Genomic DNA, 20,665 nt, shown 5'->3' with positions numbered 1-20,665 from the left:
CACGGCAGCCAGCAGAGGACCGAGCGGCAGGAGGAGCAGCCATGCCAACAACCCTGATTACCGGCGGCACCGTGGTCAGCTCCACCGGCCGCGCGGAAGCCGACGTCCTGATCGACGGCGAAACGATCGCCGCCGTGCTGGCCCCCGGGTCCGCCCTGCTGGGCCACGACCTGAAGTCCTCCGTGGACACGGTGCTCGATGCCGCCGGCAAGTACGTCATCCCCGGCGGCATCGACGCACACACCCACATGCAGATGCCCTTCGGCGGCACCGAGGCCAGCGACACCTTCGAGACCGGAACCCGGGCGGCGGCCTGGGGCGGTACGACGACGATCGTGGACTTCGCGATCCAGAAGTATGGTGAGCGCGTGATGGACGCGCTGCAGTCCTGGCACGAGAAGGCCGACGGCGAGTGCGCCATCGACTACGGCTTCCACCAGATCATCGGCGACGTCAACGACGATTCGCTCAAGGCCATGGAGGGCCTGATCGGCGAGGGGGTCTCCAGCTACAAGATGTTCATGGCCTACCCGGGCGTCTTCTACAGCGACGACGCCCAGATCTACAAGGCCATGCGCGTCGGGGCGGACACCGGCCTGATGACCATGATGCATGCCGAGAACGGCCCCGCCATCGATGCGATGGTCGCCGAACTGCTCGCGCAGGGCAAGACGGATCCGTACTACCACGGGGTCGCGCGCGCCTGGCAGATGGAGGAGGAGGCCACCCACCGGGCCATCATGCTGGCCAACCTCACCGGCGCCCCGCTCTACGTCGTCCACGTCTCCGCCAAACAGGCCGTCGCGCAGCTGGCCGCCGCCCGGAGCAACGGCCAGAACGTCTTTGGGGAAACCTGCCCGCAGTACCTGTACCTGTCGCTGGAGGACCAGCTCGGCGCCCCGGGCTTCGAGGGCGCCAAATGGGTCTGCTCCACGCCGCTGCGCTCCAAGCAGGAGCACCACCAGGACCACATGTGGCAGGCGCTGCGCACCAACGAACTCCAGATGGTGTCCACGGACCACTGCCCGTTCTGCATGAAGGGCCAGAAGGACATGGGCGTGGGGGACTTCTCCAAGATCCCCAACGGCATCGGCGGGGTGGAGCACCGGATGAACCTGCTGTACCAGGGCGTGGTGGACGGCAGGATCTCGCTGGAGCGCTGGGTGGAGATCACCAGTACGACGCCGGCGCGCATGTTCGGGATGTACGGCAGGAAAGGTGCCATTACCCCGGGAGCCGATGCCGACGTCGTTATCTACGACCCCGCGGGACACACCTCCATCGGCCTGGAGAAGACCCACCACATGAACATGGACTATTCCGCCTGGGAAGGGTTCGAGATCGACGGCCACGTGGACACCGTCCTGTCCCGCGGGCGGGTCATCGTCGACGGCGACCAGTACCTGGGCAGCAAGACGCACGGCCGGTTCCTGCGGCGTGATCCCAGCCAGTACCTGATCTAGGAGCGAGTGAATGGAATTCGGAACGGTACTCCAGTGCGACCCGCCGGCCGCCCGCACGGTAGCGCTCGCGAAGAGGGCCGAGGAGCACGGGTTCGACTACGTCTGGACGTTCGATTCGCACCTGCTCTGGCAGGAGCCCTACGTCATCCACAGCCGGATCCTCGCCGAGACACGGACCATCAAGGTGGGGCCGATGGTCACAAACCCCGCCACGCGGGACTGGACCGTCACGGCGTCGACCTTCGCCACCCTGAACGAGATGTACGGCAACCGGACGGTCTGCGGGGTGGGCCGCGGCGACTCGGCGGTGCGCGTGACCAACGGCGCGCCGACCACCCTGAAGACCCTGCGCGAGGCCATCCACGTGATCCGCGAGCTGGGCAACTCACGCCCGGTCGAGTACAAGGGGGCCACCCTCCAGTTCCCCTGGAGCAAGGGGTCCCGGCTGGAGGTCTGGGTCGCCGCCTACGGCCCCATGGCGCTGAAGCTCGCGGGCGAGGTGGGGGACGGCTTCATCCTGCAGCTGGCCGACGTGGACATCGCCGAATGGATGATCCAGACGGTCCGCACGGCCGCGGCCAACGCCGGCCGCGATCCGATGGCCGTCAAGTTCTGCGTCGCCGCGCCCATGTACGTGGGCTCGGACGTGGCACACATGCGGGACCAGTGCCGGTGGTTCGGCGGCATGGTCGGCAACCACGTGGCGGACATCGTGGCCAAGTACGGCACGGACTCCGCCGTGCCGCATGCCCTCACCGACTACATCGCCGGCCGCCAGGACTACGACTACAACGAGCACGGCCGCGCCGGGAACGTGCACACGCTGTTTGTCCCGGACGAGATCGTCGACCGGTTCTGCGTGCTCGGCACCGCGGAGCAGCACATCGAGAAGCTGGAGAAGCTCAAGGCCCTCGGCGTGACCCAGTTCGCCGGCTACCTGCAGCACGACAACAAGGAAGAGACGCTGCGGGTCTACGGCGAAACCATTATGCCCGCCCTGCGCGAGCACGTGGTGGCCAAGGCCTGAGCGCCCTTTTAGCGGTTCAGGGCTGCCGGAGTTGGCCAAAGGGGTTGTCATCCGCCGCCGCCCTCGCCAGAGTAGTAAGCGTCCTGATCATCTGATGCATAAGGAGCGCGTAATGCAGATCGACAAGCAGCAGATCCTTGACCTCCTGAGGTCGACCGGCGACACCAACAAGGCGGATCAGGCGGACCAGCAGTTGCCGGACCAGGTGGACACGGAGCGCGACTCGGGCCTGCTATCGAACCTGGGCATCGACGTCAACGACCTGCTCAGCAAGCTCCCCGGCGGCCTGGGCGACAAGCTTGGCGGCATGGGGGACAAGTTCGGTCTCTGACCCGCAGGCCTTTTCCAGACTCCGGCCCGGCACGAACCAGATTGTTTGGGGGGTGCCGGGCCGGTCCTTTTCCTGCCGCCCAGCAAGGAGCAGCGTTTGTTCATCCTGTTCGGATTCACCCGGCGGCCCCGCGTCCTGACCATGCGTCCCGGTTCCTGCGCCTACTGCGGGGTCTACGGGCCGCACCGCATTATCGAGGAGGCCGGCAAGTTCACGGTCTTCTTCATCCCGCTCTTCACGACCGGCCGCAAGTATTACTCGGTCTGCGCGAACTGCGGCGGCCGCACGGACATGTCCCGGCAGCAGAAGGACGCGCTGCTGCGCGCGTAGCGGCGGTGGCCGCGGGCCTGGCGCCAAGCGGACGCCAGGGGAACGACGACGGGGCTCAGGCGGGCGCCGGCACGATGTTGTGGTTTAGCCGGAAAAGGTTGTCCGGGTCGAAGCGGTTCTTCAGCGCGACCAGCCGCTCGTAGGTCGCCGGCCCGTAGGCCTGGCGGGCCGCCTCCGTCATGTCCTGGCCGCGTTCGGCGCCCAGGAAGTTGACGTACTGGCCGTGCTCGGCGAACGGCTGCATGCTTGCGTGGGCCTTCCTGGCGAACTCGCTCAGCCGCGCGTCCTCCGCCGCGTCCTGCCAGAACCCGTAGATATTCAGCCAGTACTTCGCCGCGCGGTTGGGGAAGGCCGTCGCCTCCTCAGGGACGCGCCCGAAGGCACCCTGCATGTGGTGGATGTCGATCCCGGTTCCGGCCCACGTCACCTCGGAGGCGAAACCGACCAGGACGTCGATCGCTTCTTCGTCCAGCCGAGAGAATGACACGTTCTTCCAGTATCCGCGCGAGCCCTTGGGGAAGAGGCTGTCCATCGCCGACTGCCACTCCAGCCAGGGGACGGGACCGACCTCCTCGGCGTCCGGAGGGGCGTCCTGGCGCAGCCGTTCGATGAGCTCGAGGCCGGGCTCGTGGTTCTCCGACGACCAGGCGAATCCGACGACCATCCACGGGGCGTCGCCCATGTCGAACTCGGGCGGGAGGACCAGGAAGGACGTAATCGGGTTCATCTCCTCCGGCAGGTCCTGCGTCCACCGGTCGAAGGCACCCAGCGCGCCCTTCCAGTGCTCCGGACGGTAGAAGAAGTTTCCGCCCAGCACCCCGGCCGGAAGCGGCCGGGCACGGAAGGTGAAGGAGGAAACGACGCCGAAGTTCCCGCCCCCGCCGCGCAGCCCCCAGAACAGCTCGGGGTTCTCTTCCTCGCTCGCATGCACGTGCTCCCCGGAAGCGGTGACGACCTCGGCCGAATCGAGGTTGTCCAGGCTCAGCCCGTTGGAACGGGTCAGCCAGCCAACCCCGCCGCCCAGGGTCAGGCCGGCGACGCCTGTCGCGCTGATCACTCCCAGCGGCACGGCCAGACCGTACGGAGCCGTCGCCTCGTCCACGTCCCTCAGCGTCGCGCCGGGACCCACGGTCACCAGCCGGCGCTCCGCATCGACCTCCACGCTGCGCAGCGGGCCGAGGTCCAGGACGAGGCCGCCCTCGACACTGCTGTGCCCGGCGATGTTGTGCCCGCCCCCGCGCACTGCCAGCGGCAGGCCGCTGCGCCTGGCCGCGTCGAGGACCGCGTCGATATCGGAAACCGCCCCGGCCCTGGCGACGGCCCGAGGATGCAGGTCGATCATGCCGTTCCATACCGCCCGGGCGTCGTCGTACCCCGGGTCCTGCGGCCGGATCACCGAGCCTGCGATCCGCTCGTCGAGTTCCGCCAGGAGGCGGTCGATATCGCCGTCCTCTTCCCCGTAATGGCCTGTGTTCATCGGTCTGCCCGTTCCGTGCCAAGGGGCCCGCCGCCCCTGCTCCAACAGTGAATGGCGCTCGCAGTTGTCGGCGCTGCCGGATGTGCACCCCATCGGGCCCGCGGTCCTCAGGTGCCCCGCCCGGTCACGGTCCAGCGCAATGCGCCGGAGCTCATGGTGGTCGCCATTCTAGGGGCGGCCGGTCAACCTGACAACGGACCAGATTGGGGCTTGTGCCGCCGGAAGCCGACTATCCGGCCTTCGTGCCGGTGCCGACGACGAACGGGTTGACGGGGAGCCAACCGGGATCGAGGCTGAACTGCTCCTGCAGGTCCAGGACGAAGCCGGCGGCGGCGATGGCGGCGGGGGTTTCCCGGTTGATCTGGCAGCCCTGGGCACCAAAGGACCAAAAGGGCCGGAGCAGGTCCTGCGCTTTGGCGTGCCGACCCGTGCCGCGGATGTGTTCGAGGAAGAGCAGCCGGCCGCCGGGTTTGAGGACGCGGCGCGTTTCGGCGAGGGCGGAGGGCTGGTCGGGGACGGTGCAGAGCACGAGGGTGAAGACGACGGCGTCGATGGTTCCGTCCTCGGCGGGCAGTGCCTCGGCCGAGCCGTCGGAAACGGAGACGGCGGCGCCGGCGGCACCGGAGGCGACCTTCTCCTCGAGCCGCCGCCGCATGTGCGGGTCCGGTTCCACGGCCGTGACCGTGCACGACGCCGGGAAGTGCGGCAGGTTCGCGCCGGTCCCGGCACCGATGTCGAGCACGTCGCCGGTCAGCCCGGCGAGCAGCGCCGCCCGGCGGCGTCCGAGCTCGGTCTCCTCCATGTGGCGGGTGGCCGAATCGTAGCGTGAGGCGAACAGCGCGCTCCTGAAGCCCATCCGCTAAACCGCCTTCCGCCGTCGTTGTTCAGTTGAGGTTCTCGCCGCGCAGGCCGTACTGCATGATCACGTTCCCCTTGCTCGTGACCTGCGAGTCCTGCAGGACCAGGCGGGTGGTGGGATCACCGGGTTCGAACAGGTGCTTGCCCTTGCCGGCGACGACGGGATGCTGCATCAGCATGAGGGAGTCCAGGAGGCCGGCGAAGAGCAGCTGGCGGACCACCGAGATGCTGCCACAGACGGCGATGTCCCCGCCGGCGCCCTGCTTCAGCTCACGGACGAAGTCCTCCAGGCTGCCATCGATGAGCTGCGAGTTCTCCCACTCCAGGTCGCCGCTGAGCGTCCGGGAGGCGACGAACTTCCGCACCGGGTTGATGAATCCGCCGAACTCGTCGGTGGCGGTGGGCCAGTAGCCGGCCCATTCCTCGTAGGTGGTGCGGCCCAGGATGACGGTGTCGGTCCGGTTCATGAAGTCGCCCATCCCGGCGCCGAGCTCCTCGTCGAAGCTGTCGAACTGCCACTGGTCGGGGGACTGGACCACGCCGTCGACCGAGTGGAACAGGCCGGAGGTGACTCGTCGCATTTCGTCGCTCCTTCTGCGGGTGCCGTTGGATGCTACTGGATGTCTTCGTCCGATTCGTCGTCGGCTTCGTCGTCCTGCGCGGCCTCGGGGGCCGGCCCGAGGGCGGCGAGGACTTCCCGGGCTACGACCTCGCTGGAAGCCGGATTCTGCCCGGTGATCAGGTTGCCGTCGCGGACCAGGTTGGGCTGCCAGGCGGGTCCGGCCTGGACGATCGCGCCCGCGTCCCGCAGCGTGGATTCGACCAGCCACGGGGTATTGTCTCCGGTGCCGCCACCGAGTTCCTCTTCGTCCGTGAATACGGTCAGGTGCCGGCCCGCGAACGCGAAATCCCCGGTGTCGTTGGTGGCGCTGAGCAGGGCGGCGGGGCCGTGGCAGAACGGGGCGATGATGATGCCCTCCCGGTCCGCCTCCACGAGCAGCCGGCCCAGGTTCGCGTCCGAGGCGAGGTCCGCCATCGGCCCGTGGCCGCCGGGCAGCACGATGGCGTTGTAGTGGTCCGCGCTGACTTCGGAGAGGACCAGCGGCGCGGACAGCTCCGGCTCGATCTCCTTCAGGTAGGCGGCGAAATCGTCCGCCTTGTCCTGGCCGCCGGCACTCTGCGCATCGAGGCTGATGGCGTCCACGGTGGGCTTCTTGCCGCCGGGCGTCGCGATGTTCACGGTGTGCCCGGCCTCGGTCAACAGCCGGTGAGCGGTCACCAGTTCCTCCGCCCAGAAGCCGGTGGGATGCTCCGTCCCGTCCTTCATCGTCAGGGAATCGGCGGCCGAGACGACCATCAGGATCCGTGCCATGTGCTGCTCCTCCTTGCCGGCCCGCGGCGGAGAGGCCCGCTGATTGGTGAGCTGTGTAGGGGAAGACCGGCTATTGGAAGGCTAGTCCGGGACGGGAAAGCAGGACAAGGGCAGACCGGCCTTTCGCGCTGACATGGGGGTTCGCCTGCGGCGCTGATGGACCTATTTACAACGGCCGCCGGACAGTGCTTTTATAGGTTTCACGTTCCACCTCTGGTGGGGCACATCAGGGGATTTTGGGGCCGGTTTTGCCGGGGGAGGGGCCGTGGCATTTCGCATCGCTATTTCGGCCGCCGCCGCGCGCGTTTGCATAGCGGCCGGCGTCGGTGCCCTAGGCTGGACTCTTTTCACCACGACGACGGCGGAGGCCGCCACTTCGGATGCCCGCGGCTCGCAGACGGTAGCGGGGGTGGTGCAGGCCGCCGCAGAGCCGGCCAGTCATGGGGCTGACCGCGCCGCGCTCGCCGCCGGAGACGTCGTCGGCGCAGCTGGCGGAGCCGTTGCCGACGCAGTTGCTGGAGCCCGTGTCTTGCCGGCCGAGGCCGCAGCGGAATTGGAAGACGCTGCGGCCCGGGCCGGAACGGCCGCGGCCCAAGTCACCGCCCCTGTTGCCGAACTCGGCGCCTTGGCCGCGGCACCGGTAGCAGAGCTCGTCGAACCCGTCGCCGCGGCCGTTGCCGAACCCGCCGGCGCCGTGACCAAGCCGGCGGGTGGACTGCTCAAGCCCGTCGCGAATCAACTCGAGCCTGTCACCGCCCCAGTTGGCGAGGTCCTCACGCCGGTCACGGAGCAGCTCAGCTCCGTGACCGAGCCGGTAAGCAAAGCGCTCAAGCCCGCGACGGGTCAACTCCGCCCGGTTATCGAACCGGTGGCCGAGGTGCTGGCTCCGGCGGCGGACCAGTTGCGTCCGGTTATCGAACCGGTGGCCGAGGTGCTTGAGCCAGTGACGGATCCGCTCCGTCCCGTGACCGACCCGCTGGCGCCGTCGCTACCTGAGCTGCCTTTGCTGCCCGGGGCTCCGTCCCAGCCAGATAAGCCCGAGGAATCCTCCGATCCTCCTGTTGAGTCCGCGCCTGAGGGCCCTGTTGACCAGGCCGGCGATCCGGTAGCCGGGCCTGCTCTTGCTGAACCGGACGCAGCGGCTGTAACGCGGGTGCCGCCGCTGGCGGCGGCAGCAGGCGCCCGGGCATCGACCGGTGCATCCGCTACGGCCGCTCCGGTTCGCCCAGATGCCGGCACGGAAGCGAGCCAGCCGCAGATACTGAGCTACCAGGACCTTTCCGGCATCGCGGGCACCGGAGTAGCTGCGCCATCGATCGGCGCCATTGCTCGCCCTGCGGTCCTTCCGGCCTACTCCGGCGGCATTCCTGCCGGCCCGGCCCCCACCGCCAGCGGCGGAACGGGAGGCGCCGGCACGGGAGCTGCCGGTTCCGCATCGGCCGACGCCTTCCTGCCGGACGGTCAGCACCTAGAGCTCGCCAGCCTGTTGACCCGGATAGCGGACGGCACGGCCCTGCCCGCAGCCCCGGAATTCGATCCTGGCTCCACGCCCGACTGATCCAGTCCTGCCTGTCTCGGTTCCGGACAGGCGGCACCCATGAACACTCCCGCACTCAGCCCCGGCATCTTCAGCGCCCGGGCCGCGAACGGACCGGCTTTGCTCCGGTAGCCGCGGTCATGCGCCGATGTCTGTGGGGCCGACCGCAACCCTCGCACGGGCTCAGCGCTTCATTGGACGCTGCCTTCTGCGGGCCGTTTGCCGGCCACAGCCCCTGGTGCGGATCTGACGAACATTCAGCTGCCGAACGCCGCCGCGCGTGGCGGCGTTCGGCCGGAGTACTTGGAAAGGGTGAGACCCATGAAGGCTTGGGATTGGTAACCACGAACTGAGGGGTGCCCCGCCACGAAGGCGGGGCACCCGCCGTCGTACTTTTCAGCCTGGCCGGGAGCTACCTGTTCCTGAAGCGCCGCACAGCCGTATAGCCCAGCTGGACCAGCCGGATGCAGGACGCGGTCGCGAGCGGCGCCCCGATCAGGACACCCGTGGTGCTGGTGCCGCCCGTGGCCAGGATCGCGGCGCCGGCCGACAGAACGACTGTGTAGAACACGGCGAGGATAACCGGCGTTGCTGCGTCGGACGCGACGGCGCGGCGGATCGCGGCAAGGGAAAACATGGGCTGTCCTGGAGACTGGAAGGGACGGGCGAAAGCCCTGGCACGGAGGTGCTCCTTCAAATTATCGGGCTGCCGCGGCGGCGCCGATGCCGCGACCCGATATGGCGTTGCTCACTGTCCACGGCGTTATCCACAGGCGAGGGGTTGAAGGTTCAAACCGCCCGGCTCGCTCCATAGGGTTGGCATCAGTCCGCCGCATCGATGTCAGCGACGGGGGAACCGAATCCACTCAGCACCGGGGGAAACCATGGGCTTGAACGACTCACGACAGCCGCTTACTGCGCCGGGAGCGGCCGCACCGACCCAGCCGCGGCCAAACTATGACGAATCAAGCCAGCCGGGACAGCCGGGGAAGCTCGGGCAGCCGGGCATGCCGGACCAGCCGGGACCGCCGGGCGTGCCAGACTTTGCCACGGGGGAACGCCCGGCACCTCAGCAACCTGCGCCGCCGGGTCCATTCATTGCAGGCGGCCTAGGGGAACCGCAGCCAAGGGGAGGCCAAGGACTGGCGATCGCCGCCCTCGTCAGTTCACTCGTCGCCCTGCTGCTGTGCTTGTTGCCGGCCGCCAATTTCCTTGTGCTGCCAGCTGGTGTTGCCGGCCTCGGTCTCGGGGCAGCCGCGCTGGTTTTTGCGGCCAGGCGCCGGGCGGGGACGGGTATGCCGATTGCCGCGCTGATCATGTCCGCCCTGGCGGTCACCGGGTTCATGGTCTCCCAGGTGCTCTACAGCGGCGTGCTGGCCGGTATTGAAAAGTCCGCCGGGCAGAGCGCCGGGGGCGCCGTGCCGGAGCAGCGGCAGGCGGCCGGCCCTGCCCTCTCGCTGGGCGATTCGGCCGCCGTGAGTGACTACGAGGTGACCGTGAAGTCCGTAAACCTCGACGCAACGGAGGAAGTCATCAGCATGAGCGGCTTCAATGAGGCACCGAAGGGACAATACGTGCTGGTGGACCTGTCTGTCGAGTACACCGGCCCGGCAGAGGGTGACCCGTGGTTGGACCTGTCCGTGAAACTGAGCGGCGGCGACGCGCGGCAGTACGATGCGCAACACTGCCGGGCCACGCTGGAGAAGGCGGCGGTGCTCGTGCCGACGCTGGAGAACGGAGGCCGGAGCGACTACCAGGTCTGCATGGACATTCCGCCGGAGGCGGGGCAGGACGCTGAACTGTTCGTCCAGCCGAGGAGTTCCCTCAACGGCGAGTCCCGCGTCTACTGGTCCGCACCGGAAGCGCCGGAAGCCAACCGAAGCTGAGAGTACGACGTCGGCACCCGGCCCGGGTGCCGACGTCGTCTTGGCGTGGAGAGACGAAGCTATGCCCCGTTGAAGGGGACGCCCGTCAGGGCCGGGTCGCGGGTTCGAGGCCCGGGATGCCGTCCGGCAGGAGGGCGAACATGCGGTCGAAGACGTTGCCGCGGTCGAACTGCAGGGCGAACTCACGGGCCCGGCGCTCCTGCTCGGCGCGCTCGGCCGCGCTGGTCTCCAGGATGGCGTGGTCCAGCGCCGCGGCGATCGCTGCCGGGTCGTCCACGGGGACGAAGGCGGCGCAGTCGCCGACGGCCTCGCGGATGCCGCCGGTGTCGGCGGTGATGACGGGGCCGCCGCCGGCGAGCATCTTCTCGGCCAGGGCGATGCCGAAGGTTTCCACGAACTCCGGACGCGGCTTGCTAGGCAGCACAAAGGCGGCGCAGCCGGCCATGAGGTGCGGCTTCTCGGCGTCGTCGACATCGTCCAGAAAGATGATCCGGTCCGCGGCGGGGGATGCCGCCGCGAGGTCGCGCAGCTGCGAGGCCTCCGGGCCGCGGCCGGCGATGACGAGTTCCAGGCCGGCGCCGGAGCGGCTGGCGGCGAAGCCGTGGATCAGGTCGTCGACGCCCTTGGCCGCGGCGAGGCGCGAGAGGAAGAGTACGTAGCCGTCCCTGGCGAGGCCGCGGGTGGAGAGGACGCGCTCCTGCTCGGCCGGGTCCAGGTCAAGGTAGGCGGCGGTGTTGATGGCGGGGTAGGAGATGCCGATGCGTTCCCTGCATTGCGGGGCGAACGACGTGCCGTGGCGGGCATCGATCTGCGCCGCGGACTCGACGATCAGGTCCCGGGTGTACTCGGAGACGGCGACGCAGTGGTCCTGGCTGAGGTAGCTGGAGAGGATGTGCGCGGCGGCGCCGAAGCGGCCTTCGGTCACGCAGGCGCGGACCACGTTGGTGACGTCGGAACCGACGGCTTCGGCGATGGTCGTGACATTGACGGGCAGCCCCGTGCTCCAGGCCGCGCGGACGGCGTCGGCCACCGCGACGGTGTGCGGGCTGAGGTAGAGGGAGAGGCAGACGGTGGGAACGCCGTCGGTAAACAATTCGATGAGGCGGCCGGTCAGACCGGCGAGGTAGCGGCCGTCCGGGACCTTGTAATCGCCCACGGGTTCCGGCCGCTCCACGATAATGCCGTCGCTGTAGGGCAGGACGCCGTCCAGGGGCTTGAGCGGCAGGCCGGCGGCTTCGAGCCGTTCGATGGGCCAGGTGACGATGCGGACTTCGTCGAAGCCGCGCTCGCGGGCGGCCTCGGCCAGGTTGCGGGCCTCGCCGGAATGGCCGCAGATGACGGGATCGGCGCGGACAACGATGACCAGGCGGTTCACGGGCTGTCGGGTCATGATGCGAGTACCTCCGAGGGGGTCGGGTTTGAGGTTGAATCCGAGGGCGGCCGGTTGGTGGTGGCCCAGCCGGACGGGTCCGGGCCGAGGTGCAGGACCAGCTGGCCGCCGCGGTGCAGTTCGTTGCCCCGGAGCCAGCTGCGTTCCAGGGGCTTGCCGTTGAACTCGACGGACTGGACGTACTGCGGCGGGCCGCCGTGCTCCGGTTCCCTGAAGCCGCGGGTGAGGATCTCCAGCGACTTGTCGGCGACGCTGATGGTGGCTTCACGGAAGGACGGGGCGTTGACCAGCACCAGGTTCTGCCCCGCGACCGGGAACAGGCCGAGGGAGGCCCAGACGTACCAGGAGCTCAGCCCGCCGGAATCGTCATTGCCGGGCAGGCCGCCGCGGCCGGTCCCGAACTGCTGCTGCACGATGTCGTGGACGATGCCGGCGGTCCGGTCCGGGCGGCCGGCGTACTGGTAGGCCCACGGAGCATCCATGTCCGGCTCGTTGTTCAGGCCTTCGAAGCGCCCCAGGGAGTAGCCGGCCAGCAGTTCCTCGACGGAGGGCCGCAGGCCGGGCTGCTTGACGGGGTCCGCGCCGAAGCCGAAAAACTGGTCCAGCAGCGCCATGAACGGCCCGTCGCCGCCGGCCAATTCGATCCGTGCGGCCATGTCGGGCAGCAGCCGGAACGAGTAGTTCCACTTGCTGCCTTCGTAGTACGTGGAGTCGATGAGCAGGCCGGTGGTCGGGTCGAAGGCGTTGGCCCAATGCCGGATCAGGGGCTGGAACTCGGCCGCCAGGGTGTTGTCCTGGACGTGGCGCGCGACCTTCGACGTGCACCAGTAGCCCAGCGCCAGGTCCAGCGTGTGGCTGATCGGATGGGCCAGGCCCGCGACCAGGTAGTCCTCGCCGTAGGTTCGGCGCAGGTCGTTGTGCATGTGGACGAGCGCCCAGTCCCAATCGATGCCGGGCAGCTCGAGCTGGCACAGGTCGCCCAGGAAGGTGTGCGCGAGCGCGCTGCCCTGCCGGGAGAACCGGTCTTCGCCGCGGGCCATGCGGTAGCCGATCGGGAAGTTGCCTTCCTCTTCGCAGATCGTCAGGAGGGCATGGCCAAGTTCGACGGCGCGCGCCGGCAGCAGCGTGGTCAGCAGCGGCAGCTGGGTCCGGTAGATATCCCACATCGTGCAGAGATCGAAGGCGAAGGGGCCGCGGGCGGGCCAGAACGGGCTCTCGTTCTCTGCCAGGCAGGGCTTGATCAGCGAGTGGTAGAGGGCGGTGGAGAAGATGGTCTGCCGGTCCCGCGATGGAGTGTCCACCTTGACCCGGCGCAGGTGGTCCTTCCACGCCTCGTTGGTCTGGGCCCGGCGGGCGCTGAAGCGGCCCGGGCCGGTGCCGCAGTCCCGGTGCAGGTTCTGCTCGGCCTGCGCGACGCCGCGGAGCGAGAAGCCGAACCGCAGTTCCACCGACTGGCCGGGCTCGCTCGGGCCGGCCCACATGAGCCCGAAGGGCCGCAGCGTCGTCGGACGGATATGGTCGAAGTCCAGCCGGGTGCCGCCGGGCATCAGCCGCCGGTCGTACCAGAGCATCTGGCGCCACTGCAGCGCGTCGCATTCGATATGCACGGCCAGCGGGGCACCCTCCATCACGATCTCGCCCTGCGCCACGCCCGCTCCGACGGATTCCAGGTGCGCCCGCAGCGGCACGGTGATGCCGTAGGGAATGGAGAGGCCGCCGAGCGAGAAGTCCACCACCAGCCGGGCGTCGCGGTGCCGCGGGAAGGTGTAGCGGTGCACGGCGCTCTTCGGCCCGACGGTGATTTCGGCGCGCACTCCGGAGTCCAGCGTCGCGGCGTACCAGCCCGGCTCGGCGCGTTCCTCGTCCAGATCCCAGTGCCGGCCGAGCGAATCCAGCGGCTCGAGCATCGGGGTGACGCGGAAGTAGTTGTAGTACTTGCGGATGGCACCGGTGCCGGACTGCTGGAAATGGGTGAAGCCCGAGGCAACCTGGCGGCCATGGATCGTCGGCGGCAGGCCCTCGGTGGACAGGTCGTAGCGGCCGTAGCCGGTGGGGTAGGCGCCCGAGTACGAGCAGGCCGACACCATGCCCAGCGGATAGGCGGCACCCGGATGCGTGTTGCCCACGGCGGGTTTCGGCCACCACCAGGTGGACGGAAGGCCCGCGGGCTCGGGCAGGTCGGTGATCTCCGTTCCGATGAACGGATCCACCCGCTCTATCACCGGCTGCTCCCCGCGGGCCGCGCGGGCTCGCCGGGCCCACGCGGCGTGGCGTCGATTGTCATGGGTGGAGCGTACTACCAACGGGTAGCCGCGTCATGAGCGGCAGATGACGATTCTGTATCGAGCCATGATTTTGCATCCGTCCCCGGTGGCTCGGGGATCCGGACTTCCGGGTCAGCGCTCGATCAGCGCGTTCCCTGGTCGTCCCCGGTGAGCCGTCCGCTGTGCTTCTGCAGCCGGTCGATGTGCTCGGAGGCCTGCGCCTTGGTCAGGTCCGCCGGAAGCTCTTCGCCGGCTTCGCGCGCCAGGGTATCGAGGTAGCTGCGCTGGGCGGCGGTCATCGGTTCGTCGCCGGTGACCCAGTCTTCGGGGTCGCGCTGGATGCCGCCGGCGGGCTCCGGCGTCGGGCTGCCGAGGGTTTCGCGTTCTTCTGCCATGCTCAATGCTCCTTCCGCCGATGCTGGAGTGGAAGCCGCCCGCGGACGTCCCGCGGCCGGGTTTACTCAGCGTGCTTATGGTTCCAATTTAGCGTCCCGGCGGCCACCTGCGGCCCATGGGCGCCTATTCGGTTCTCGGGAGCTGGTGTTCCATGCCGCCGGTGAGTGCCTGCAGTCCGAGGGCCCCGTCGGCGTCCAAATAGTCGGCGAAGTAGGCGGCGATGGCGTTCCTGGCGGTGCTGCCGGCGGCGGCGGCGTCGCGCGTTTCGATGGCCTGCAGGATCGAGCGGTCGCGTTCGACGGATTCCTGCATGGCGGTGGCGCTGTTGGCGGAACGGTCCATCCGGTCGTTCATGAGTTTGAGGATGGAGTCCGCGACGGCCTCGCCGCAGATGCGCAGCAGGGCGTTGTGGCTCGCTTCCCAGACGGCGGCGTGGAAGTCCAGGTCCGCGCGGTTGAAGCTGTCCGAACCGTGCGCCGCTTCGGCTTCCATTCGTACGACGGCGTCGCGCATCTTTTCGAGCTGTTCTTCCGTGCGCAGGGCGGCGGCGAGCTGGCAGGCCGAACTTTCGAGCACGATCCGGAACTGGACGAGCTCGGAGAGCGAGAGCGAGGCGATCCGGGCGAGGTTGGTGAAGGAGCGGCCGAGGCTGTCGGGGGAGAGGGCCTGCACTTGCGGCCCGCCGCGCCCGCCGGGCTTGGAGGCGATCAGGCCCTGGCTCTGCAGGACGCGCAGGGCCTCGCGGATGGTGGGGCGGCTGACGGAGAACTGGACCATGAGGTCCCGTTCGCTGGGCAGGTGCTGGCCGGGCTTGATGCTGCCGGACAGGATGGCCTGCTCGATCTGCTCGACCACGCGCTGGTAGGTAAGCGTGGGTACGGCCGGTGAAAAGGTGACGTCGCCCATGAACCCGCCTTCCGTCGTCGTTATTTTCACACAACTGGTCAGACCATGTAACTAGATAGCAACATCATCCTGCCATAGTGTTGGATGGATCACACTGATGAGTTGAGAAGTTCGGTTCGATGGAGGGCCCATGCGTTCGAATAAGAAGTTCGGTCTGGCCGCGGCGGTGCTGGCCGGTGCCCTGTCCCTGACGGCGTGCAATGCCGGCGCGGGTTCCAGCGCGTCGCCGGAGGCGCAGCAGGACTCGGTCACGGTGGCGCTCACGGGGGAGCCGGTGAACCTGGACTTCACGACGACGGCGGGTGCGGCGATTCCGCAGGCGCTGATGTCCAATGTGTACGAGGGCCTGGTGGAGATTGACCAGGAGGGCAAGATCCAGCCGCTGCTCGCGGAGTCCTGGGAGCTCAGCGATGACCGGAAGACCTACACGTTCAAGCTGCGGGAGGGTGCGAAGTTCTCCAACGGCGAGCCGTTCACGGCCGAGGACGTGAAGTTCAGCATCGAGCGCGTGCAGTCCGATGAGTGGGTCTCGAGCCTGAAGTCGAAGATGGACGTGGTGGACGCCGTCAACGTGCTCAGCGATACCGAGGTCGAGGTGGTGCTGAAGCAGCCGAGCAACGCGTGGCTCTTCGACATGGGCACGCTGGTCGGCGCGATGTTCGACCCGAGCGGCGTCGACGACCTGGCCAACACGGCGATCGGCACCGGCCCGTACACGATCGAGGCGTGGAACCGCGGGCAGTCGATCGAGCTGGCCGCCCGCGACGACTACTGGGGCGAGAAGCCGGGCGTCGAAACCGCGACGCTGCGCTACTTTGCCGACGCCGTGGCCACCACCAACGCGCTGCAGTCCGGCGACGTCGACGTGGTCTACAACATGCAGGCTCCCGAGCTGCTGTCTTCGTTCGAAAGCAACGACAAGTTCCAGGTGCTCGAGGGCACGTCCAACGGCGAGATCGTGCTGTCGATGAACAATAAGGAGGCCCCGTTCGACGACGTGCGGGTGCGCCAGGCCGTGATGCACGCGATCGACCGGCAGGCCGTCGTCGACACCGCGTGGAACGGCTACGGCACCGTGGTGGGCGGGCCGGTTCCGCCGACGGATCCGTACTTCGAGGACCTCAACGACGTTTATCCGTACGATCCGGCCAAGGCCAAGGAACTGCTGAAGGAGGCCGGCGCGGAGAACCTGGACATCACGTTCACCGTGCCTACCCGGCCGTATGCGACGGCGGTGTCCGAGATCGTGGTCTCGCAGCTGGCCGAGGTGGGCATCAACGCGAAGATCGAGTCCGCCGAATTCCCCGCCGTCTGGCTGGACCAGGTCTTCACCAAGCACGACTACCAGATGTCGGTGGTGCTGGCGGTGGAGAGCCGGGACGTGCTGGCGATGTTCAACAACCCGGACTACTACCTCGGCTACGACAACTCGAAGATCAAGGACGCCGCGGCGAAGGCCGACGCGTCGGACGAGGCCGGCTACGCCGCAGGCATGAAGGACGTCGTCCGGACCATCGTCGACGACGCCGCGGCGGACGTGCTGTTCATCTTCCCGAACATCGTCGTGGCGGATGCCAAGGTGACCGGCATCCCGGCCAACTCCGTCACGGAGGCGCTGGACCTGACCAACATCGGCTGGAAGTAACCGCTCGATGGCGATCCGGCTGCTGATCAACCTGGCGCGGTTCGCGGTCACCTACGTGGCCGCGACCGTGCTGGTGTTCCTGTTCATGCGCGCCATTCCGGGTGATCCGGCGCAGATCGCGCTTGGCGTGAACGCGACGCCGGAGCTGCTGGCGCAGACCCGGGCGGAGTTCGGGACGGACCGGCCGCTGGTCGTGCAGTACTTCGACTGGGCGCTCGGGCTGCCGTTCGGCGACTTCGGCACCTCCTACGTGACCCGCCAGGACATCAGCCCGCTGGTGCTGGACCGGGTGCAGGTCAGCCTGATCCTGGTGGTGCTGGCGATGATCGTGGCGCTGCTGATCGCTATCCCGTTCGGCACGCTCGCTGCGGTCAAGCACCGCAGCGCGGGCGGCATCCTGGTCAGCGGCCTCAGCCAGCTCGGCGTGGCCGTGCCGAACTTCCTCGCCGGCATCCTGCTGGTGGTGGTCTTCGCCGTCGGCCTGGGCTGGTTCCCGGCGAACGGCTGGACCCCGCCGGGACAGGACTTCGGCGACTTCGCCTCCCGCGTGGCGCTGCCGGTGCTGGCCCTCGCCTCCGTGCAGGGCGCCATCCTCACCCGCTACGTCCGCTCTGCCGTGATGGAGGTGATGAGCGAGGACTACCTGCGCACCGCCCGGGCCAAGGGGCTGGGCAAGATGGAGGCCCTGTTCAAGCACGGGCTGCGCAACGCGTCCATCCCGGTCCTGACCGTGACCAGCGTGCAGCTGGCCGCGCTGATCATCGGCGCGGTCGTGATCGAGCGGGTCTTCGTCATCCCCGGGCTCGGCTCGATGCTGCTGGACGCGGTGGGCAACCGCGACCTGCTCACCGTCCAGTCCGTGGTGATGGTGCTGGTGGCCATCACGCTCATCATCAACCTGGTGGTCGACGTGCTCTACACGATCCTCGACCCCCGCATCCGGAAGGCGTCATGACCACCCAGCCCGCCGCCGTCGTCCGTTCCACCCGCCGCAGGCCGGCGCCCACCCTGCTGATCGGCGCCGCGCTGGTGCTGCTGGTGGTGCTCGCCGCGCTCATCTCCTTCGTCTGGACCCCGTACGACCCGGTGCAGGCCGCCCCGGCGGACCGGCTGCAGGGTTCCAGCGCCGCGCACCTGATGGGCACGGACCGCTACGGGCGCGACGTCTTCTCCGGGATCCTGTACGGCGCCCGGATAACGCTGCTCGTGGGGCTGGTCGCCGTCGGCATCGCCCTGCTCATCGGCACGCCGCTCGGGATCCTCGCCGGCATGCGCGGCGGGGCTGTGGAGGAAGTGTCGATGCGCGCCGCGGACATCCTGCTCGCCTTCCCCGCGCTGCTGGTCGCCATCATGTTCGGCGCGGTCTTCGGTGCCAGTACGACGACGGCGATGCTCGCCATCGGGATCGGCTCCATCCCCGGTTTCGCGCGGGTCGCGCGGAGCGGGACGCTGCAGGTCATGAGCACCGAGTACGTGCTCGCGGCAAAGGCCTCCAGCCAGGGCGCGTTCCGGATCGCGCGCCGGCACGTACTGCCGAACATCGCCGGCATGGTCGTGGTGCAGTGCTCGGTCTCCTTCGCTATCGCGGTGCTGGCCGAGGCCGCGCTGTCCTTCCTGGGCCTGGGCACACCGCCGCCGGTCCCGTCCTGGGGGCGGATGCTGCAGGAGTCGCAGCAGTTCCTCGGCACCTACCCGATGCTCGCCGTCTGGCCCGGCCTGGCCATCGCCGTGGCGGTGCTCGGGTTCAACCTGGTCGGCGACGGCCTGCGGGACAAGTTCGATCCGAAGCTGAACGGAGGCCGCTGAGCATGCAACGCCTAGGTGAAACTGCCCCCAGTCAGGACCCAAACCGCGGCGAAACCGCCGAGCCCCTGCTGCGCGTCGAGTCCCTGACAGTCGCCACCAAGGACCGGCCCCTCGTATCCCAGTTCAACCTCACGATGGCGCGTGGCGAGCGGATCGGCCTGATTGGCGAATCCGGATCCGGCAAGTCCATGACGACGACGGCCCTCATGGGCCTGCTGCCGGAGGGAGTCTCAGCCTCGGGGTCCATCCGGCTCGCCGGGCACGACCTGGACCTGGTCGATGCGCCGGACAAGCGGCTGCGGCGGATCCGCGGGAACGACATGACCATGGTCTTCCAGGAGCCGCTGACCGCGCTGAACCCGCTGATGAAGGTCGGCCCGCAGGTCGCCGAGATCATGCTCAAGCACAAGACCGCTGCATCCGGCTCCGCGGCGGCGGCACGCGCCGTCGAACTGCTGGCTGACGTAAAGCTGCCGGACCCGGCGGAGGCCGCGAAGGCCTACCCGCACCAGCTCTCCGGCGGGCAGCGGCAGCGCGTGATGCTGGCAATGGCGCTCGCCAACGACCCCGCGCTGCTGCTCTGCGACGAGCCGACCACCGCGCTGGACGTCACCGTGCAGCGGCAGGTGCTGGACCTGATCCTCGAGTCCGTGCAGCGGCGCGGCACCGGCCTGCTCTTCATCACCCACGACCTGTCCGTCGTGGCGAACATCTGCGACCGCGTGCTCGTGATGCACCACGGCGAAGTTGTGGAGGAGGGGTCGACCGAGGACGTCTTCTCCCGGCCGCAGCACGCCTACACCCGGGGCCTGCTCGCAGCCTCGGACCTCGACGCCACGGACAACGACGGCCGGCTCTTCACCGTAGCCTCGGCCGGCGGCTATATCCCGCCCGCCCCGGACCAGGTCCTCGATGAAGTACCCGCCACCGCCCTCCACCTGTCCGGCGAGCCAGCCGGACCGAAGGCAGACCCGGACACGGCCGAAACCGCCCTTGCCGAAACCGCCCTTACCGAAGCCCCCGCCGCCGTGAGCCCCGCCGCCGCAAGCCGCGCCGTCGTCGTTACTCCGGAACACGCGCACGACACCGACGCCGCGGTGATCCGCGTGCGGGACCTGGTCCGGACCTACCAGCGGCAGCGCACCTCGCTGTTCGGCCAGCGGACAGAGGTGCAGGCGCTGCGCGGAATCTCCTTCGACGTCGCCACCGGCCAGCGCTTCGGCGTGGTGGGGGAGTCCGGCTCGGGCAAGTCCACGCTGCTGCGCATCCTCGCCGGGCTGGACCAGCCGACCTCCGGCAGCGTGCGGGTGGCCGGGAACGAGGTGGCCGGGGCCAAGGAAAGCGAGCTGGCCGAGCTGCGCCGGCAGCTGCAGATTGTCTTCCAAGACCCCATGGGCTCGCTCAATCCGCGCATGAAGGTGCAGGACATCGTCGCCGAGCCTCTGCTCGCCCCCGGCCAGAAGCTCGACAGCGCGCGGCAGCGGAGGCTCGTCGCGGAGATGCTCGGCGCCGTCGGGCTTCCCGCTGATTCCGCCGATCGCTTCCCGCACCAGTTCTCCGGTGGCCAGCGCCAGCGCATCTCGATCGCCCGGGCACTGATCTGCCAGCCGCGCGTGCTGGTGGCGGATGAGCCGGTCAGCGCGCTCGATGTCTCGGTCCGCGCGCAGGTGCTGAACCTGCTCTCCGACCTGGTTGACGAGTACCAGCTCACCCTGGTCTTCGTCTCGCACGACCTCGGCGTGGTGCGGTACATCTGCGACAACGTGGTGGTGATGAACCGCGGGCAGATCGTGGAGAGCGGCGGCACCGAGCAGATCTACGAGGCACCGAGGCACGAGTACACGCGGACGCTGGTCAATTCCTCCATGTCGCTGCGCGCCGAGCTTGCCGCACGGGAAGCCGCCATGTCCGGGTGACGGGCGGCCCCGGTTCCCCCGGGCCGGCGCCTGTCCGCGTGTGGTTCCCCGGGGCCGGCGG

The 20,665-nt window shown here is 68.8% G+C and carries 19 protein-coding genes; 10 read left to right on the top strand and 9 right to left on the bottom strand.

Annotated elements, in window-relative coordinates; genetic code table 11:
- The first annotated feature begins 41 nt into the window (after positions 1–41).
- From hydA to AHIS1636_RS01590, 4 genes are all read left to right on the top strand, one after another.
- Positions 42–1,463, top strand: coding sequence for a dihydropyrimidinase (gene hydA / locus AHIS1636_RS01605; protein WP_264794051.1), 1,422 nt, complete (start codon positions 42–44; stop codon positions 1,461–1,463).
- Between the two features lie 10 nt (positions 1,464–1,473).
- Positions 1,474–2,490, top strand: a complete 1,017-nt coding sequence (locus tag AHIS1636_RS01600; protein ID WP_264794050.1) for a TIGR03842 family LLM class F420-dependent oxidoreductase — start codon at positions 1,474–1,476, stop codon at positions 2,488–2,490.
- Between the two features lie 112 nt (positions 2,491–2,602).
- Positions 2,603–2,821 (top strand): hypothetical protein, encoded by a 219-nt coding sequence (locus AHIS1636_RS01595; protein ID WP_264794049.1) that lies wholly within the window; start codon positions 2,603–2,605, stop codon positions 2,819–2,821.
- A gap of 96 nt (positions 2,822–2,917) precedes the next feature.
- The gene (locus AHIS1636_RS01590) at positions 2,918–3,151 is read left to right on the top strand and encodes a zinc-ribbon domain-containing protein (RefSeq protein ID WP_264794048.1); all 234 of its coding nucleotides are present in this window, start codon (positions 2,918–2,920) and stop codon (positions 3,149–3,151) included.
- A gap of 55 nt (positions 3,152–3,206) precedes the next feature.
- Here the strand turns inward: AHIS1636_RS01590 and AHIS1636_RS01585 are convergent, their stop codons facing one another.
- From AHIS1636_RS01585 to AHIS1636_RS01570, 4 genes are all read right to left on the bottom strand, one after another.
- The gene (locus AHIS1636_RS01585; protein ID WP_264794047.1) at positions 3,207–4,628 is read right to left on the bottom strand and encodes an FAD-binding oxidoreductase; all 1,422 of its coding nucleotides are present in this window, start codon (positions 4,626–4,628) and stop codon (positions 3,207–3,209) included.
- Between the two features lie 229 nt (positions 4,629–4,857).
- The gene (locus AHIS1636_RS01580; RefSeq protein ID WP_264794046.1) at positions 4,858–5,484 is read right to left on the bottom strand and encodes a class I SAM-dependent methyltransferase; all 627 of its coding nucleotides are present in this window, start codon (positions 5,482–5,484) and stop codon (positions 4,858–4,860) included.
- A gap of 28 nt (positions 5,485–5,512) precedes the next feature.
- Positions 5,513–6,067: a dihydrofolate reductase family protein gene (locus tag AHIS1636_RS01575; RefSeq protein WP_264794045.1), complete on the bottom strand. Its 555-nt coding sequence runs from the start codon at positions 6,065–6,067 to the stop codon at positions 5,513–5,515.
- A 32-nt stretch (positions 6,068–6,099) separates the two neighbouring features.
- Positions 6,100–6,858, bottom strand: a complete 759-nt coding sequence (locus AHIS1636_RS01570; RefSeq protein WP_264794044.1) for a type 1 glutamine amidotransferase domain-containing protein — start codon at positions 6,856–6,858, stop codon at positions 6,100–6,102.
- 265 nt (positions 6,859–7,123) lie between these two features.
- Between AHIS1636_RS01570 and AHIS1636_RS01565 the strand changes: the two genes are divergently transcribed.
- Complete coding sequence (locus tag AHIS1636_RS01565; protein WP_264794043.1) at positions 7,124–8,416, top strand: hypothetical protein; 1,293 nt, start codon at positions 7,124–7,126, stop codon at positions 8,414–8,416.
- A 391-nt stretch (positions 8,417–8,807) separates the two neighbouring features.
- Here the strand turns inward: AHIS1636_RS01565 and AHIS1636_RS01560 are convergent, their stop codons facing one another.
- Entirely contained in the window at positions 8,808–9,032 is a 225-nt protein-coding gene (locus tag AHIS1636_RS01560) for a hypothetical protein (protein WP_264794042.1), read from the bottom strand.
- Between the two features lie 658 nt (positions 9,033–9,690).
- Between AHIS1636_RS01560 and AHIS1636_RS01555 the strand changes: the two genes are divergently transcribed.
- Positions 9,691–10,281 (top strand): DUF4352 domain-containing protein, encoded by a 591-nt coding sequence (locus AHIS1636_RS01555; RefSeq protein ID WP_264794041.1) that lies wholly within the window; start codon positions 9,691–9,693, stop codon positions 10,279–10,281.
- An 85-nt stretch (positions 10,282–10,366) separates the two neighbouring features.
- Here AHIS1636_RS01555 and AHIS1636_RS01550 read toward each other — a convergent pair whose 3' ends face one another.
- From AHIS1636_RS01550 to AHIS1636_RS01535, 4 genes are all read right to left on the bottom strand, one after another.
- On the bottom strand, positions 10,367–11,671 hold the full coding sequence (locus AHIS1636_RS01550) for a glycosyltransferase (protein WP_264794040.1): 1,305 nt from the start codon (positions 11,669–11,671) through the stop codon (positions 10,367–10,369).
- The gene (locus AHIS1636_RS01545; RefSeq protein ID WP_264794039.1) at positions 11,668–13,893 is read right to left on the bottom strand and encodes a glycoside hydrolase domain-containing protein; all 2,226 of its coding nucleotides are present in this window, start codon (positions 13,891–13,893) and stop codon (positions 11,668–11,670) included. Before AHIS1636_RS01545 ends, AHIS1636_RS01550 begins: the two co-directional genes overlap by 4 nt.
- Before the next feature lie 185 nt (positions 13,894–14,078).
- Positions 14,079–14,330, bottom strand: a complete 252-nt coding sequence (locus tag AHIS1636_RS01540) for a DUF3072 domain-containing protein (protein WP_264794038.1) — start codon at positions 14,328–14,330, stop codon at positions 14,079–14,081.
- 124 nt (positions 14,331–14,454) lie between these two features.
- The gene (locus tag AHIS1636_RS01535; RefSeq protein WP_264794037.1) at positions 14,455–15,237 is read right to left on the bottom strand and encodes a FadR/GntR family transcriptional regulator; all 783 of its coding nucleotides are present in this window, start codon (positions 15,235–15,237) and stop codon (positions 14,455–14,457) included.
- 130 nt (positions 15,238–15,367) lie between these two features.
- Here AHIS1636_RS01535 and AHIS1636_RS01530 point away from each other — a divergent pair, with 130 nt between their 5' ends.
- Genes AHIS1636_RS01530 through AHIS1636_RS01515 form a run of 4 tightly spaced genes read left to right on the top strand, consistent with a single transcriptional unit; the run spans position 15,368 to position 20,604 of the window.
- On the top strand, positions 15,368–16,882 hold the full coding sequence (locus tag AHIS1636_RS01530; protein ID WP_264794036.1) for an ABC transporter substrate-binding protein: 1,515 nt from the start codon (positions 15,368–15,370) through the stop codon (positions 16,880–16,882).
- 7 nt (positions 16,883–16,889) lie between these two features.
- Positions 16,890–17,837: an ABC transporter permease gene (locus AHIS1636_RS01525; RefSeq protein WP_264794035.1), complete on the top strand. Its 948-nt coding sequence runs from the start codon at positions 16,890–16,892 to the stop codon at positions 17,835–17,837.
- Positions 17,834–18,688, top strand: a complete 855-nt coding sequence (locus AHIS1636_RS01520; protein WP_264794034.1) for an ABC transporter permease — start codon at positions 17,834–17,836, stop codon at positions 18,686–18,688. The genes AHIS1636_RS01525 and AHIS1636_RS01520 overlap by 4 nt, the downstream gene beginning before the upstream one ends.
- A 2-nt stretch (positions 18,689–18,690) precedes the next feature.
- Positions 18,691–20,604, top strand: a complete 1,914-nt coding sequence (locus AHIS1636_RS01515) for a dipeptide ABC transporter ATP-binding protein (protein WP_264794033.1) — start codon at positions 18,691–18,693, stop codon at positions 20,602–20,604.
- Positions 20,605–20,665 lie beyond the last annotated feature (61 nt).

Source organism: Arthrobacter mangrovi, from assembly GCF_026011795.1.
Classification (GTDB): Bacteria; Actinomycetota; Actinomycetes; order Actinomycetales; family Micrococcaceae; genus Crystallibacter; species Crystallibacter mangrovi.
This window is presented reverse-complemented; position numbering and strand designations above follow the sequence as displayed.

Bases quoted from the DNA above. Each gene is read 5' to 3' on its own strand.
- hydA (WP_264794051.1), top strand. From the start codon at position 42: ATGCCAACAACCCTGATTACCGGCGGCACCGTGGTCAGCTCCACCGGC.
- AHIS1636_RS01600 (WP_264794050.1), top strand. From the start codon at position 1,474: ATGGAATTCGGAACGGTACTCCAGTGCGACCCGCCGGCCGCCCGCACG.
- AHIS1636_RS01595 (WP_264794049.1), top strand. From the start codon at position 2,603: ATGCAGATCGACAAGCAGCAGATCCTTGACCTCCTGAGGTCGACCGGC.
- AHIS1636_RS01585 (WP_264794047.1), bottom strand. From the start codon at position 4,628: ATGAACACAGGCCATTACGGGGAAGAGGACGGCGATATCGACCGCCTC.
- AHIS1636_RS01580 (WP_264794046.1), bottom strand. From the start codon at position 5,484: ATGGGCTTCAGGAGCGCGCTGTTCGCCTCACGCTACGATTCGGCCACC.
- AHIS1636_RS01575 (WP_264794045.1), bottom strand. From the start codon at position 6,067: ATGCGACGAGTCACCTCCGGCCTGTTCCACTCGGTCGACGGCGTGGTC.
- AHIS1636_RS01570 (WP_264794044.1), bottom strand. From the start codon at position 6,858: ATGGCACGGATCCTGATGGTCGTCTCGGCCGCCGATTCCCTGACGATG.
- AHIS1636_RS01560 (WP_264794042.1), bottom strand. From the start codon at position 9,032: ATGTTTTCCCTTGCCGCGATCCGCCGCGCCGTCGCGTCCGACGCAGCA.
- AHIS1636_RS01555 (WP_264794041.1), top strand. From the start codon at position 9,691: ATGCCGATTGCCGCGCTGATCATGTCCGCCCTGGCGGTCACCGGGTTC.
- AHIS1636_RS01550 (WP_264794040.1), bottom strand. From the start codon at position 11,671: ATGACCCGACAGCCCGTGAACCGCCTGGTCATCGTTGTCCGCGCCGAT.
- AHIS1636_RS01540 (WP_264794038.1), bottom strand. From the start codon at position 14,330: ATGGCAGAAGAACGCGAAACCCTCGGCAGCCCGACGCCGGAGCCCGCC.
- AHIS1636_RS01535 (WP_264794037.1), bottom strand. From the start codon at position 15,237: ATGGGCGACGTCACCTTTTCACCGGCCGTACCCACGCTTACCTACCAG.
- AHIS1636_RS01530 (WP_264794036.1), top strand. From the start codon at position 15,368: ATGCGTTCGAATAAGAAGTTCGGTCTGGCCGCGGCGGTGCTGGCCGGT.
- AHIS1636_RS01525 (WP_264794035.1), top strand. From the start codon at position 16,890: ATGGCGATCCGGCTGCTGATCAACCTGGCGCGGTTCGCGGTCACCTAC.
- AHIS1636_RS01520 (WP_264794034.1), top strand. From the start codon at position 17,834: ATGACCACCCAGCCCGCCGCCGTCGTCCGTTCCACCCGCCGCAGGCCG.
- AHIS1636_RS01515 (WP_264794033.1), top strand. From the start codon at position 18,691: ATGCAACGCCTAGGTGAAACTGCCCCCAGTCAGGACCCAAACCGCGGC.